The organism is Kitasatospora sp. NPDC034023 (genome assembly GCF_055575795.1).
This window is the reverse complement of record NZ_JBVIRY010000003.1, coordinates 283,140-299,087: the sequence shown is the minus strand read 5'-3', so window position 1 is coordinate 299,087 and position 15,948 is coordinate 283,140. Positions and strand designations below refer to the sequence as shown.

The window sequence follows — 15,948 nt, the reverse complement described above, 5'->3', positions numbered from 1 at the left end:
TGCCAGCTCTCTTTCAGGCGTTTCCGAAGTCGTTGTCGAGCAGGGCGAACAGCTCGTCCGCTGTCGCCGTTTCCATCGCGGTGGCGTTGTCGTCCACCGGTCCCGGCGGTGGTGCCTCGCCCCCCGGTGCGCCGGCGCGCCGGCCCCAGCCGTGCAGCAGTTCGTTCAGTCGTTCGCCGACCCCGTCGGTGTCGGCCGCTCCGGGCGGGACGGCCGCGAGGAGCGCGGCCAGCCGGTCCAGCTCGGCCAGCAGCGGCGAGGGCGGTTCGGGCGCGGCGGACAGCTCCGCGTCCAGGTGGGCGGCGAGCGCCTCTGGCGTCGGGTGGTCGAAGACGACCGTCGGCGGGACGGCCAGCCCGGTGGCCTCGCACAGCGCGTTCCTGAACCGCACCGCGAGCATCGAGTCGAAGCCGATCTCGGAGAAGGCGCGTTCCGGGCGCACCGGACCGGTTCCGGAATGGCCGAGGACCGCGGCCGCGTGCCGGACGACCAGGTCGAGCACCGCTTGGCGGCGTGCCTGCCGGTCCAGCGGGGCCAGCCGGGCGGCCAGTCGCACGGCGGGGGTGCCGTCCTCGTCGCCCGCGGTCTGCGGAGTGTCCTCGGCCGGCACCGCGGTGGTGGCCGCGGCGGCCGTCCGGCCCGGTGTGGGCAGCCAGTACCGGTCGCGCTGGAAGGGGTACGTCGGCAGCAGGACGGGTGCCGGGCCGCCCGGCCCGGGGGCCCCCGTCCAGGGCGACCAGTCCACCGGGCCGCCGCCGGCCGCCCACGCCTCGGTCAGTGAGGCCAGCAGCCGGTCCCGGCCGCCGTCGCCGCGCCGCAGCGTGCCGACCGCCGACACCTCCCGCCCGGCCGCCGCGGCCACCGCCTCGATCCCGGCGAGCAGCACCGGATGCGGGCTGACCTCGACGAGCAGGGTGTGGCCCGCGTCGAGCAGGGCGCGGGTCGCTCCGACGAAGTCGACCGGCTCGCGCAGGTTGCGGTACCAGTAGGCGGCGTCGAGCGATTCTCCGGCGACGGGTTCGCCGGTCACCGTCGAGTAGAGCGGGACGGCCGAGGCGCGGGGGCGTATCCCGGCGAAGGCTTCGCGCAGTTCGTCCTCGATCTCGGCGACCTGGGCCGAGTGGGCCGCGTAGTCCACCGGGATCGCCTTGGCCCGCACACCTTCCCGGTCGCAGGCCGCGAGCAGGGCGGCCAGCTCCTCGGGCTCCCCGGCGACGACCACGGCGTCGGGGCCGTTCACCGCGGCCACGCAGAGGCGTCCGCCGGCGGGCATCAGGCTCGTGGTCCGCTCGGCGGAGGCGGCGACCGACACCATGCCGCCGCGTCCCGCCAGCCTCAGCAGCGCCCGGCTGCGCCGCGCCACCACGAGGGCCGCGTCGTCGAGCGACAGCGCTCCGGCGACGTGGGCGGCGGCGATCTCGCCCTGGCTGTGTCCGACGACCGCGTCCGGGGTGACCCCGGTGTCGCGCCAGTGCGCGGCCAGCGCGACCATCACGGCGAAGAGCGCCGGCTGGACGACGTCCACGCGGTCGAGCGTCGGCGCGCCGGGCGCGCCGCGCAGCACCTCGGTCAGGGACCAGTCGGTGTGCGGGGCGAGCGCCCGTTCGCAGGCGTCGATGGCGGCGGCGAACGGCGCGGAGGCGTCGAGCGCCGCCGTGGCCATGCCGGCCCACTGCGAGCCCTGGCCGGGGAAGACGAAAACCGTACGGCCGCCGCGCGCCCGGTCCCGCACGGCGTCGGGCGCGGGTTCGCCCGCCGCGAGGGCGTCCAGCCGGCCGAGGAGCGCGTCGCGGTCGCGGCCGAGGACTGCTGCCCGGTAGGGCAGGGCGGGGCGGGTGGTGGCGAGCGCACGGGCCGGGGCGGCGGCGCCCCCGTCGGGGCCGGCCCGCAGGTGCTCGCCCAGTCGGCGCGCCTGTCGGCGCAGGGCCGCGGGGGTCATGGCGGAGAGGAGCCACGGAACGGTGGTCCCGGTGTCCTCGGAGGGTTCGCCGTCCGTGCAGTCGGGCAGCGGGCCGGCGTCGGCGGCGGGTGCTTCCTCCAGGACGGCGTGGGCGTTGGTGCCGCTCATGCCGAACGCGGAGACGCCGGCCCGGCGCGGCCGGTCCCCGTCCGGGGCGTCCCAGGGGCGGGCGTCCGCGAGCAGCCGGACCGCGCCGGCCGACCAGTCCACCCGGCTGGACGCCTCCTGTGCGTGCAGGGTGCCGGGGAGCACGCCGTTGCGCAGTGCGAGCACCGTCTTGATGACGCCGGCGACCCCGGCGGCGGCCTGGGTGTGCCCGATGTTGGACTTCAGCGATCCCAGCCACAGCGGGCGGTCGGCGGGCCGGTCCTGGCCGTAGGTGGCCAGCAGGGCCTGCGCCTCGATGGGGTCGCCGAGCACGGTGCCGGTGCCGTGCCCCTCGACCAGGTCGATATCGGCGCCGGACAGTCCTGCCGCGGCCAGCGCGGTCCTGATCACCCGCTGCTGCGCGGGGCCGCTCGGAGCGGTGAGGCCGTTGCTGGCACCGTCCTGGTTCACCGCGGTGCCCCGTACGAGGGCGAGGACCGGATGTCCGAGGCGGCGCGCGTCGGAGAGGCGTTCCACGAGCAGGACGCCCACCCCTTCGCCCCAGCCCGTGCCGTTCGCCCCTTCGGCGAAGGAGCGGCAGCGGCCGTCGGGCGACAGGCCCTGCTGACGGCTGAACTCGACGAAGACGTCCGGGCTCGCCATCACCGCGGCGCCGCCGACCAGGGCGAACGAGCAGTCGCCGGCGCGCAGTGCCTGGCCGGCCAGGTGCAGTGCCACCAGCGAGGACGAGCAGGCCGTCTCCACGGTCACGGCGGGGCCGCCGAGTCCGAGGGTGTAGGCGACGCGGCCGGAGGCGACGCTGGTGACCGTGCCGCTGAGGAGGTGCCCCTCGATCTCGTCGGACGGGTTCTGCGGGCCGGTGCCGTAGCCCTGGGCGGCGACGCCGACGTAGACGCCGCCCTCGCTGCCGCGGACCGACGCGGGGTCGAGTCCGGCCCGCTCCAGTGCCTCCCAGCTGGTTTCGAGGAGCAGTCGCTGCTGCGGGTCCATGGCCAGTGCTTCGCGCGGGGAGATGCCGAAGAACTCCGCGTCGAACTCGGCCGCGCCGTCCAGGAATCCGCCGCCGGTGGTGTAGAAGGTGCCCGGGTGCAGGGGGTCCGGGTCGTAGAGGGTGTCCAGCGGCCAGCCGCGGTCGGCGGGCAGCGCGGCGACCGCGTCCACTCCGTCGGCCACCAGCTGCCACAGGTCCTCGGGCGAGCGGACGCCGCCCGGGAACCGGCAGGCCATCGAGACGATCGCCAGGGGTTCGTCGGCCGCCGCGGGCCCGGCCGCGCCGCCGGCGGCGGCCGCGGAGTCCGTCGCGGCCGTGCCGGTCGTGCCGTCGGCGTCCGGTCCGGTGCCGCTCAGCTCGGCGAAGAGGTGGGCGGCGAGGGCGGCTGCCGTCGGGTGGTCGAAGACGGTGGTGAACGCGAGCGGCAGAGCGGTGGCCGCGACCAGCCGGTTGCGGAGTTCGACGGCGGTGAGCGAGTCGAAGCCCAGCTCGCGGAACGGGCGGTCGGCCATGAGGCCGGCGGCCGACTCGTGGCCCAGCACGGCGGCCGCTTCGCTCCGCACCAGTTCCGTCAGCAGTTTGCGGCCCTCGGGCTCGGACAGTCGGTGCAGCCGGTGCAGCCACGACGGGTCGCCGCCCGTGCCGGGTCCGGACCCGGCGGAGGTGTCCGCGTCCGCGGGGTCGCCGTCCGCCGCCCGGGGCTCCGGGGCGGCCGACAGGCCGCGCAGCAGCGCACTGTCCCTGACCGAGCCGAAGATCGGCGCGAAGCGGCTCCAGTCCAGCTCGGCGACGACCGGTTCGCCCTCGTCCAGGGTCAGCGCCAGGCCGAGCGAGGAGAGCGCCGCTGCCGGGGCCATCGGCACCAGCCCGTGGCGGCGCAGGCCGTCGCCGACCGCGCCCTCGGCCATGCCCGCTCCGGCCCAGGGGCCCCAGGCCACCGAGGTCGCCGTCAGGCCCCGGCCGCGCCTCGCCGCGGCGAGGCCGTCCAGGTAGGCGTTGGCTGCCGCGTAGGCGCCCTGGCCGCCACTGCCCCAGGTGCCCGAGATCGAGGAGAACAGCACGAAGGCGTCCAGCGGGCGGTCTTCGAACAGGGCGTCGAGGTGGGCCGCGCCGCACGTCTTGGCCGCCGTCCGCCGGGCCAGTTCCTCCGGCGTGCAGTCCATCAGCGCGGTGTCCGAGGTGAGTCCGGCGGTGTGCACCACGGCCCGTACGGTGTCGCCCTCGTCGCGCAGCCGCCCCAGGACCCGCTCCAGCGCGGTGCGGTCGGCGACGTCGCAGGCCAGCAGTGTGCTCCGGGCGCCGAGCGCCGCCAGGGCGTCGACCAGCGCGTCGGCTCCGGGGGCCTCGGGGCCCCGCCGGCCGAGGAGGACGAGGTGCTCCGCGCCGCGCTCCGCGAGCCAGCGCGCCACCTGGGCGCCGAGGCCTCCGGTGCCGCCGGTGACGAGGACCGTGCCGCGCGGCGTCCACGGTGCGGGCGCGGGTGTCGCGGGCTCCGGCGCGGGGACGAGTCGACGGCCCAACGGTGCCGGCGCGCGTACGGCCACCTGGTCCTCGCCGTCCCGTCCGGCCAGCACCGCGCACAGCCCGTCCAGCGCGGGCCCGTCCAGCAGGTCCGGCAGGTCGACCAGGCCGCCCCAGCGCAGCGGGTGCTCCAGTGCCGCCACCCGGCCCAGGCCCCACACCTGGGCCTGCTCGGGGCGGACCTCCTCCGTGCCGTCGGCTGCCACCGCGCCGCGGGTGGCGCACCACAGGGGTGCGTCGATGCCGCTGTCGCCCAGGGCCTGGAGCAGCAGCAGGGTCCCGGTCAGGCAGGCGTCGAGCATCGGCAGGCCAGGGCGGGGGCCCTGGGCCAGGGCCAGCAGCGACAGGACGCCCTCCAAGGAGCCGAACTCCGGGAGCAGCGAGGCCAGTTCGGCGCGTTCGGCGGCGGCCCCGACCCGGATCACGGCCACGTCGGCGCCGTGTCCGGCGAGCGCCTGTTCGCAGGCGAGTGCGGTGTCCTCGGCACCGGGTCCGTCCGGGGTGACGAGCAGCCAGCGGCCGGAGAGGCGGGGCTCCGCGGGCGGGGTGAGCGGCTCCCATGCGATGCGGTAGCGGCGGGGGCCGACGGGGACCTCGGTCTCCCGGCGGGAGCGCCGGGCGGCGGGGGCCGGGTCCGGCGCGGCCACCGGCCAGAAGCGCCTGCGCTGGAAGGCGTAGGTGGGCAGGTCGACCCGCCGCACGTCGGTGCCGCTCCAGCCCGCCGACCAGTCCACCGCCACGCCGCGCAGGTGCAGCGAGGCGAGTGCGGTGCGGACCGCGTCCGGCTCGCCGCGGCCGTCGCGCAGCAGCGGCACCGTCCCGGGGCCGCCGGGGCCGCCGGGGCCGCCGGGGGTGGGCGTGGCGTCGGGGAGGCAGGCGTGAAGCATGCCGGACAGCACGCCGCCCGGTCCGAGTTCGAGGTACGTCGTCGCGCCCTCGGCCCGCAGCCGGCGGGCCCCTTCCAGGAAGCGCACGGTGCCCCGGACGTGGCGCACCCAGTGCTCGGGGGAACGGAGTTCCGCGGCCGTGGCCGTGCGCCCGGTCAGGTTGGAGACGATCTCGATGCCGGGCGCGTGGTAGGTCAGCGACTCGGCCACGTCCCGGAACGCGTCGAGCATCCCGTCCATCCGGGCGGAGTGGAACGCGTGGCTCACGCTCAGCCGGCGGGTGCGCCGTCCGCGGGAGCGGAACGCCCCGGCCAGGCGCAGCACCGCGTCCGCGTCACCGGACAGGACCACGGAGGTGGGCCCGTTGACGGCGGCGATGTCCACCGCGTCCCGGCCCGGGTCCCGGTCCGCTTCCGTCTCCGGGAGGGGGTGCCCGGTGCGGTCGTCCAGCAGGGCCTGGTGTACTTCCTCCTCGGTGGCCTCCACCGCCACCATCGCCCCGCCCTCGGGCAGTTCGTCCATCAGCCGGCCCCGGGCCGTTACCAGCGCGCAGGCATCGGGCAGGTCCAGCACGCCCGCCGCGTGGGCGGCGGCGAGTTCGCCGACGGAGTGCCCCATCAGCAGGTCGGGCCGCACACCCCAGTGCTGCACGAGCCGGAACAGCGCCGTCTCCAGGGCGAACAACGCGGGCTGGGTGTACCGGGTGCGGTCGAGCAGCGCCGCACCGGGGGTTCCGGGCTCGGCGAACAGGATGTCGCGCAGGGGCAGGTCGAGGTGCGGGTCCAGGCCGGTCAGCACCTCGTCGAGGGCGTCGGCGAACACCGGGTCGTCGCGGTAGAGCTCCGCGCCGGCTCCGGGCCGCTGGCTGCCCTGTCCCGGGAAGAGGAAGGCGGTCCGGCCGGAGCGTATGGCGCCTCCGGTGAGCAGGTGGCCCGCTGCTGTGCCGCGCGCGAGTGCGGTGAGCGAGCGTCGGACGGATACCCGGTCCCGTCCCAGGACGGCGGCCCGGTGTTCGAGCGGGGCTCGTCCCGTGGCCAGCGAGTAGGCGACGTCCGCCAGTTCGGCGTCCGGGTCGGCATCGAGCCGGCTCAGCAGCCGGCCGGCCTGTGCCCGCAGGGCCTCCGGTGCGCCGGCCGAGAGCAGCAGCGGCACGGGCGGGGCGGCCCGGCGCGCGGTGGCCGTCGTGGCGGTGTCCGGGGCGGGCACGGCCGAGGTGTCGGTCCGCTCCGGGGCGGGCGCGACCGCGACGGCCGGTGCCTGCTCGATGATCGCGTGCACGTTGGTGCCGCTGATGCCGAACGACGACACGCCTGCCCGGCGTGGGTTCCCGGTCTCCGGCCACGGGGTGTGCGCGGTGAGCAGGCGGATGGCACCGTCGGACCAGTCGACGTGCGGGTTCGGCGTCCCGGCGTGCAGGGTTCCCGGCAGTTCGCCGTGGCGGATGGCCAGCACCATCTTCATCACTCCGGCCACCCCGGCCGCCGCCTGGGTGTGCCCGATGTTCGACTTCACGGAGCCGAGCCACAGCGGCCGGTCCGCCGGGCGCGCCGGCCCGTGGACGGCCTGGAGCGCCTGCGCTTCGATGGGGTCGCCGAGCCTCGTGCCGGTGCCGTGGGCCTCGATCGCGTCGATCTGGTCGGCGCGCAGCGCGGCGTCGGCCAGCGCGGCGCGGATGACCTGCTGCTGGGACGGGCCGTTGGGGGCGGTGAGCCCGTTGCTGGCGCCGTCCTGGTTCACGGCGGTGCCGCTGACCAGCGCGAGTACGGGGTGGCCGTGGCGCAGGGCGTCGCTGTGGCGCTCCAGCAGCAGCACTCCGGCGCCCTCGCCCCAGCCCGTGCCGTCCGCGTCCGCCGAGAACGCCTTGCACCGTCCGTCGGCGGCGAGCCCGCGCTGACGGCTGAACTCCACGAAGAGCCGCGGGGTGCTCATCACCGTCACCCCGCCCGCGAGGGCCTGCTCGCAGTCGCCGCGCCGCAGTGCCTGCACGGCCAGGTGGAGCGCCACCAGCGACGAGGAGCACGCGGTGTCGACGGTGAGCGAGGGTCCCTGGAGGCCGAGGACGTAGGACAGCCGCCCGGACAGCACGCTGGCCGTGTTCCCGGTCAGCAGATGGCCCTCGGACACGCCCTCGGCGCCCTGCAGCAGCGCGGAGTAGTCCTGGCCGTTGGTACCGATGTAGACGCCGACCTGCCGGTCCTTCAGCGCGGTCGGGTCCTGCCCGGAGCCCTCGACCGCCTCCCAGGCGGTCTCCAGGAGCAGCCGCTGCTGCGGGTCCATGGCCAGGGCCTCGCGCGGCGAGATGCCGAAGAACTCCGCGTCGAACTCGGGGGCGTCGTGCAGGAAGCCGCCCTGCCTGCTGTACGTGGTGCCGGCGTGGTCGGGGTCGGCGTCGTACAGCCCCTCGGTGTCCCAGCCCCGGTTCGACGGCCAGTCGCCGACGGCGTCGGTGCCATTCGAGAGCAGGTGCCAGAAGTCCTCGGGCCCTGCGACCCCGCCGGGGAAGCGGCAGCCCATGCCGACGATCGCGATCGGCTCGTTGCCGCCGGGTGCCGCCGCCCGGCTCGCCCCGGCATCGACGGAGCCGGCGGGCCCGGCGGTGCCGCTCGCGGCGTCCGGCAGGTCCAGGTCCGCGAGCAGCCGGTCGGCCAGTGCCGACGGTGTGGGATGGTCGAACAGGACGGTGGCGGGCAGCGCCAGTCCGGTGACGGCGGCGAGCCGGTTGCGCAGCTCCACCGCCGTCAGCGAGTCGAAGCCGAGCGCGGAGAACGCCTTTCCGGGCTGGACCGTGTCGACGTCGGGGTGGCGCAGGACCGTCGCCGCGTGGGTGCGTACCAGTTCGGTGAGGGTCCTGACCCGGTCCTCGTGGCGCGGCAGTACGGCGATCTGCTGGCGCAGGGCGTCGGCGGAGTCGCCGCCTTCCCGGGCCGCCGACGGTGCGGTGGTGTCCTGGACGGGCCTCGTGGCAGCCGGGTCCGGTATCCCGTGGAGGAGGGCGGCGGTCCACCGGCCCCTGCCCGTGGTGAAGCGCCTCCAGTCGACATCGGCGACCACGACCAGTTCGTCGTCCTCCGCGAGTGCCCGGCCGATCGCGGTGACGGCCGTTTCGGGCTCCATCACCGGCATGCCGAAGTCCCGCAGCCGTGCGGCGACCTCGTCCGCCAGCATGCCCGGCCCGGCCCAGGCGCCCCAGGCCACGGACGTGCCGGGCAGCCCGGCGGCCCGGCGGGCGGCGACGAGTGCGTCGACGGCCGCGTTGGCGGCCGCGTAGTTGCCCTGCCCGGCGTTGCCCACGACGCCCATCACCGACGAGAACACCACGAAGGCCGACAGGTCGAGACCCGCGGTGGCCTCGTGCAGGTTCCGTGCGGCGGTCAGCTTGGCGCGCAGCACCACGGCGAGCCGCGCGGGGTCCAGCGCGTCGAGCACACCGTCGTCGAGGACGCCCGCCGCGTGGATGACGGCGGACAGCGGGTATCGCGCCGGGATGTCGGCGAGCAGCGCCGCCAGTGCGGCCGGGTCGGCGACGTCGCAGGCCGCGAAGGCCGTTTCGGCGCCCAGCGCCGTCAGTTCCTCCCGCAGCGCGTCCGTACCGGGTGCGTCGGCACCGCGACGGCTGACCAGCAGCAGCCGCTCCGCGCCCTGGCCCGCGAGCCAGCGCGCCGTGTGCGAGCCGACGCCACCGGTGCCACCGGTGACGAGGACCGTGCCCTGCCATCGCGGTCGCGTCCGCACCCGGACGGCCGCGTCGTCCGCGCCACCCGTACGGGCCTTCGGCTGCGCGGACGACGCGGGCCGGAGACGGCGTCCGTGGACCCCGGTGGAGCGCACCGCCACCTGTTCCTCATCGGCCATGGCTCCCGCGAGCACCGCGCACAAGCGGCGGGCGGCCCGTACGTCCAGCACCTCGGGCAGGTCGATCAGACCGCCCCGGCGATGCGGGTGCTCCAGTGCCAGCGTCCGGCCCAGGGCTGCGGACGCGGCCTGGCCGACGTGTCCGGGCCGTTCGGCACCGCCCAGGACCGCCGTTCCCTTCGTCAGCGTCCAAAGCCGGGCGTGGATACCCGCGTCCTCCAGCGCCTGGGCCAGGGCGAGGGTCAGCGCCGGACCACCGGGCAGGTCGGGGTGTTCGGGATGGGGGCGCTCCTCCCAGGACAGCAGGGACAGCACGCCGGCGATCGGCTGCTCCCCGGCGGTCTTCGTGAGCAGAGCGGCCATTTGTTCGCGGGTCGCGCCCGGATCGGCGACGACGCACGGGAGGAGGTCGGCTCCGGCCTCGCCGAGCGTGCCCAGGGCGGCTGCCGCGTCGTCGCCCTCGGGACGCAGGGCGAGCCAGCGACCGGGGAGGCCGTCCGCCGGCGCGACCGACAGGGGTGCCCAGGCAACGTGGTAGCGCCAGGATCCCGCCCTCCGTTCACGGCTCCTGGCGGAGCGCCAGGTCGCCAGGGCGGGCAGGACTTCGTCCAGGGCTTCACGGTCGACCCCGAGGGTTTCGGCGAGCTGGGCGGGGTCCTGTAGTTCCAGGTCGTCCCAGCGGTCTTCGGCGGGGGCGGCCGGGACGGCGGCCGGGGCCGTCAGCCAGTAGCGCCGCCGCTGGAAGGCGTACGTCGGCAGGTCCACCCGCCGGCCCTCCGGGAACACACCCGACCAGTCCACCTCCAGTCCGCACTCCCACCCGCGGCCCACCGCACGCAGCACCTGAGCCAGGCCACCTTCCTCACGCCGCAACGTCCCCAGCACCGCGGCGTCCACACCAGCGGCCTCCACCGACTCCCCCACCGCCACGCCCAACACCGGGTGCGGGCCGGCCTCGATGAAGACGCGGTGCCCGGCCGCGAGGAGCCCGCAGGTCGTCTGCTCGAACTCGACGGTCTCCCGCAGATTGCGGTACCAGTACTCCGCGTCCAGGGCCTTCGTGTCCAACAGGCCACCCGTCACGCTCGAATAGAACGGCACGGCACCGGAACGAGGCACGATGCCGGCCAGATCGGAGAGCAACCGCTCGCGGATCTCCTCCACGTGCGCGGAATGCGACGCGTAGTCGACCTCGATCACACGCGCCCGCGCCCCCTCACCCATCAGCGCGTCGACCAGTGCCGTCACCGCGTCCGCGTCACCCGACACCACCGTCGACGACGGGCCGTTCACCGCGGCCACCGACAACCGCCCCGCCCACGGGGCGATCCGCTCCCGCACCACACCCACCGGCAGAGGCACCGACGCCATGCCACCACGGCCCGCCAACACCCCCACCGCACGGGAACGCAACGCGACCACCCGAGCCCCGTCCTCCAGACTCAGACCGCCCGCCACACAAGCCGCAGCGACCTCGCCCTGGGAGTGGCCCACCACAGCGTCCGGAACGACACCGAACGAACGCCACACCTCCGCCAGCGACACCATCACGGCCCACAACACCGGCTGCACCACATCGACCCGCGCCAGCAGGGCTTCCGAACCCAACACCTCCGCCAACGACCAGTCCACATAAGGCGCCAGAGCCCGCCCGCACTCCGCCATCCGCCCCGCGAACACCTCCGACTCACCCAACAGCCCCGCGGCCATCCCCACCCACTGCGAACCCTGACCCGGGAACACCAACACCACACGACCGGAAACCAACCCGCCGCCGGCCACCGACCCCGGTGCCAAACGCCCCTCCGCCAGCGCCTTCAACCCACCGAGCAACTCGCTCCGGTCCCCGCCCACCACCACCGCACGGTGCTCGAAGGACGCACGCCCCACCGCCAGCGAATAACCCACGTCCGCCATATCAAGCCCGGGCTCCGCCACCACCCGTGCCACCAACGCCCCCGCCTGCGCCCGCAGAGCCTCCGCACTGCGCGCCGACACCGGCCACACCACCGTCCCAGGAGGCCGGGCACCCTCCACCGCCCCGGCCGGATCCTCAGCCGGCGCAGACTCCAGGATCACGTGAGCGTTGGTCCCGCTGATGCCGAAGGAGGACACCCCCGCCCGGCGCGGACGGCCCGTGTCGTCCCACGCACGGGCCTCCGTCAGCAGTCGGCCGGCCCCCGCGGACCAGTCCACCTCGGGCGTCGGACCGTCCACGTGCAGCGTCTTCGGCATCACCCCGTGCCGCATCGCCAGCACCGACTTGATGACGCCGCCCACACCCGCCGCGGCCTGGGAGTGGCCGATGTTGGACTTCAGCGAGCCGATCCACACCGGCCGGTCCGCGGGCCGGTCCTGCCCGTACGTCGCCAGCAGCGCCTGCGCCTCGATCGGGTCACCCAACCGCGTCCCCGTACCGTGCGCCTCCACCACGTCCACCTCGGACGCCGTCAGCCCCGCATCCGCCAACGCCGCACGGATCACCCGCTGCTGCGACGGACCGTTCGGCGCCGTCAGACCATTGCTCGCACCATCCTGATTCACCGCCGAACCACAGATCACCGCCAGCACCGGATGCCCGTTGCGCCGCGCATCCGACAACCGCTCCACCAGCAGCATCCCCACGCCCTCGGCCAGGCCGAAACCGTCGGCGGCTGCCGCGAAGGCCTTGCAGCGGCCGTCCGGGGCCAGACCGCCCTGACGGCTGAACTCCACGAGCATGCCGACCGTGGACATCACGGTCGCGCCGCCGGCCAGCGCCAGCGAGCACTCGCCCGCCCGCAGCGCCCGTACCGCGAGGTGCAGGGCCACCAGCGAGGACGAGCACGCCGTGTCCACGGTGACCGCCGCTCCCTCCAGACCGAGGGTGTAGGCCAGTCGGCCCGACGCGACGCTTCCGGTGTTGCCGGTCAGCAGGTGGCCGCCCTCGTCGGCGCCCTGTTCGAGAGGGGGCCCGTAGTCCATGGTCATCGCCCCGACGTAGACGCCCGTCGGGGTCCGCCGCAGGGTGGCCGGGTCGATCCCGGCCCGCTCCAGCACTTCCCAGGTCGTCTCCAGCAACAGCCGCTGCTGCGGGTCCATCGCCGCCGCCTCGCGCGGCGAGATGCCGAAGAACCCCGCGTCGAATCCGGCCGCGCCGGCGAGCGAACCCGCCTCTCGCTGGTAGTACCGGCCCGGCGTCCCCGGTACGGGGTCGTACCGTCCGGCGGTGTCCCAACCGCGGTCGTCGGGCAGCGCGGAGACGGCGTCGGCACCTGCCGACACCAGCTCCCAGAGTTCGTCGGGGCTGCCGACACCGCCGGGGTAGCGGCAGCCCATGCCGACGATCACCACAGGGTCGTCGTCCTCGGCCCGCCGCACCGGCTCGTCCGCGTCCGTGTTCCTGTCGGGCCGGTCGCCGCTGATCTCGGCGCAGAGGTACGCGGTCAGGGCCGCCGGGGTCGGGCAGTCGAAGACAACCGTCGCCGGGATGCGCAGCGCCGTCGCCGCGCTCAGCCGGTTGCGCAGCTCCACGGCGGTGACGGAGTCGAATCCCAGGTCGAGGAAGGCCAGGTCGGCGGGGACCGGATCGGACCGCCCGGTCAGCGCGGCGATCTCCTCGCCCACCAGCCGTGCCAGCGCGGCACGCCGCTCCGGTACGTCCGATCCGGCCAGCTCCACGCGGAACGCGGTGCCGGCATCCCGGTCACCGCCCGCGCCGCCGGGCCCGTTCGCGTCCGCCGGGCCGGGCTCCGCGAGCGCCGCCAGGGCAGCCACCGGCAGTTCCCGTACCCGGGCGTGCTGCCCGGCGAACAGCGCTTCCCGGTCCGGGGTGACACCGCGCACGTACAGGTCACCGAGCGAGGTCAGGAACCGGCCCGGACCGCCCTGGTCCCGGCGCAGCGTCCCGAGGACGGTGGCCTGCGCACCGTGTTCCTCCGCGCAGTCCGTGAGGGCGGAGGTCAGCACGGTGTGCGGGCTGACCTCCAGCAGGACGCCGTGCCCGTCCCGCAGCAGGGCCCCGGTCGCCTGGTGGAACCTGACCGTGTTGCGCAGGTTGCGGCACCAGTAGTCGGCGTCCAGTACCGGGACGTCCAGTCGTCCCCCGGTCAGTCCGGAGTAGTAGGGCAGATGCGGTGTGCGGGGCCGGATCGGTGCGAGGTCGGCGCGCATCCGGGGGATGATCGCGTCGATGTGGGGGGAATGGGCCGCCAGGCCCACCGCGATCCGCCGTGCGTGCACCGCGTCCGAGGCCAGGTCGGCGAGGAGTTCGGCCGCGGCGTCGCGGTCACCGGAGACGATCACGGACCGCGGCCCGTTGTGCGCGGCGACGACGAGGCGGCCGTCCCAGCGGCGCAGCCGCGGCTCGACCTCGCCCGCCGGGGCCATGACGGAGACCATGTCCCCCTTCCCGGCCAGGGTCGCCTGGGCCTGGCTCCACAGGGCCACCACCCGCGCGCAGTCGTCCAGGGACAGCGCGCCGCAGATCGCGGCGGCGGTGACCTCGCCGACGCTGTGCCCGAGCACGGCGGCCGGTTCCACACCGTGGGAGCGCCACAGCGCGGCGAGCGACACCGTCACGGCGAACAGCAGGGGCTGCACCACGTCGGCCCGGTCCCCGGCGGGTGCGCCCGGCGCGTCCGGGTCGCGGAGCACGTCGATCGGCGACCAGTCGACGAACGGTTCCAGGGCCTGCGCGCACGCGTCCATCCGGTCGCGGAACACCGTGGAGGTGTCCAGCAGGTCCACCGCCATCCGGGGCCATTGCGCGCCCTGTCCGGGAAACACGAAGGCGACCCGGCGGTCTGCCCCTGCGGCGCCCTCCACCAGGCCGGGCATGCTCCTGCCGTCGGCGAGCGCGTCCAGCCGCCGCAGGAATCCGTCGCGGCCGTCCGCCACCAGTGCCGCCCGCCGGCTCCCCTCGGAAGCGGTGCGCGCGAGGGTGAATGCGATGTCCTGGGGGCTCCAGTCGTCACGACCGGCCAGGTACGCGTGCAGGCCGCGCGCGCCGGCCGCCAGCGACTCCTTGCCGCTGCCTGCCAGTGTCCACAGCAGCGGTGCTTCGGTACCGTCGGGGTGCGCCATCGTGTCTTCGGACTCCTTCACGGCGAGCAGGACCATCAGTCGCCGGACCGTGGCGGGGGGCCCGCTCCCACGGGTCGCGCGCCGACCGGGACGCCTTCGTCATGCCCGGCGTGTACCGCCACCGGACCTGCGAGGTCGATCTTGCCCAAGTCGCATAGCAGCTCGATAGCGCAGGCCGCGACACGACGCGGACACGGGGAGCGAGCGGGGCGCGGAGCAGCGGGAGGCCCGCGCGCGCACCGTGGGGCGGGTCAACCGTCCGTTCCGGCGGACCACTCCGGGCCCGGAGTTCGCGTCACCCCCAGCTCCCGCCGGATCCCGTCCAGTGCCGCCACGAACCCAGGGCAAGCCCTCCACCTCGACCCGCTGCGTCAACGGGGCAGGCGGCATCGCCTACACCAGCTCCGTGCCGGCGTACGACACCGCCGGACAGCTCACCAAGACCACCACCACGATCCGGAGGGCCCCCGCATCGACGGCTACGCCGACGACGTGGAGCTGCGGGTCACCAAGAACGGCTACGGCGCGCCGATCGGCGGCACCGCCGGCTGGACGCTGAAGAAGGCGACCTCGGTCACCGCCGACGCGCTCGGCGCCAACCTCCAAAGAACCGCGCGGCCTGCTCACGTCGGTGAGCGACAGCAAGGCGGGCGAGTTCACCGCCAAGTACGGTCCGGACGGCCGGCTCGTCGAGCAGGCCTACCCCGGCGGCATCGTCCGCAAGGACACGCTCAACGCCTCAGGCAAGGCCGTCGCCGCAAGAGACCGGTGGTTCAGCGGTGCTCGGGGTTCTCGAAGTCGAAGCGACAGCCGGCGTCCCACTCGGAGCGCTGGTTGCCGTGAGAGGGGATGCCGCCGGCATCCTTGAGCATCCTCGCGAGGTGGAGCTGGTTCCACGTCATGAACGTGGTGTTCCGATTCGTGAAGTCGTTCTCCGGCCCACCCGACCCCGGATCCAGGTACGACGGCCCCGGCCCCGCTTCCCCCACCCACCCCGCGTCCGCCTGCGGCGGGATCACATACCCCAGGTGCTGCAGGCTGTAGAGCACGTTCATCGCGCAGTGCTTCGCGCCATCCTCGTTGCCGGTGATCAGGCAGCCGCCGACCCGGCCGTAATAGGCGTACTGACCTTGCTCGTTGAGGATCGAGGAGCAGGCGTACAGCCGCTCGATGACCTTCTTCATGACTGAGGAGTTATCTCCCAGCCACACCGGACCGGCGAGCGTGAGGATGTCGGCGGCCATCACCTGCGAGTAGATCACCGGCCACTCGTCGGTCTCCCAGCCGTGCTCGGTCATGTCCGGCCAGACCCCCGTCGCGATGTCGATGTCCACCGCGCGCAGGACCTCCACCTGGACGCCCTGGCGTTCCAGGATGCCGGTCGAGACGTCGATCAGGCCCTGGGTGTGGCTGCGTTCCGGCGAACGCTTCAGCGTGCAGTTGATCACCAGGGCGCGCAGGTCGGCGTACGACGTCGTCGGGTCCGGCACAGGGTCCTCCGTCGGGGTGTCCGGGAGGCCGCTCGGGTGACGGGCTCCCCGGACAGCTCACCAGGCCCGCCCCGT

At 75.1% G+C, this 15,948-nt stretch carries 3 protein-coding genes; all 3 read right to left on the bottom strand.

Annotated elements, in window-relative coordinates; genetic code table 11:
- Nucleotides 1-13 precede the first annotated feature (13 nt).
- Nucleotides 14-14,383, bottom strand: coding sequence for a type I polyketide synthase (locus tag ACZ52R_RS06550; protein WP_465752921.1), 14,370 nt, complete (start codon nucleotides 14,381-14,383; stop codon nucleotides 14-16).
- Between the two features lie 393 nt (nucleotides 14,384-14,776).
- Complete coding sequence (locus tag ACZ52R_RS06545) at nucleotides 14,777-15,043, bottom strand: hypothetical protein (RefSeq protein ID WP_465619252.1); 267 nt, start codon at nucleotides 15,041-15,043, stop codon at nucleotides 14,777-14,779.
- 113 nt (nucleotides 15,044-15,156) lie between these two features.
- Nucleotides 15,157-15,873: a flavodoxin family protein gene (locus ACZ52R_RS06540; protein ID WP_465619254.1), complete on the bottom strand. Its 717-nt coding sequence runs from the start codon at nucleotides 15,871-15,873 to the stop codon at nucleotides 15,157-15,159.
- Nucleotides 15,874-15,948: the final 75 nt, after the last annotated feature.

Excerpts from the sequence above, each read along its gene's own strand:
- ACZ52R_RS06550 (WP_465752921.1), bottom strand. The coding sequence starts at position 14,383 with ATGGCGCACCCCGACGGTACCGAAGCACCGCTGCTGTGGACACTGGCA.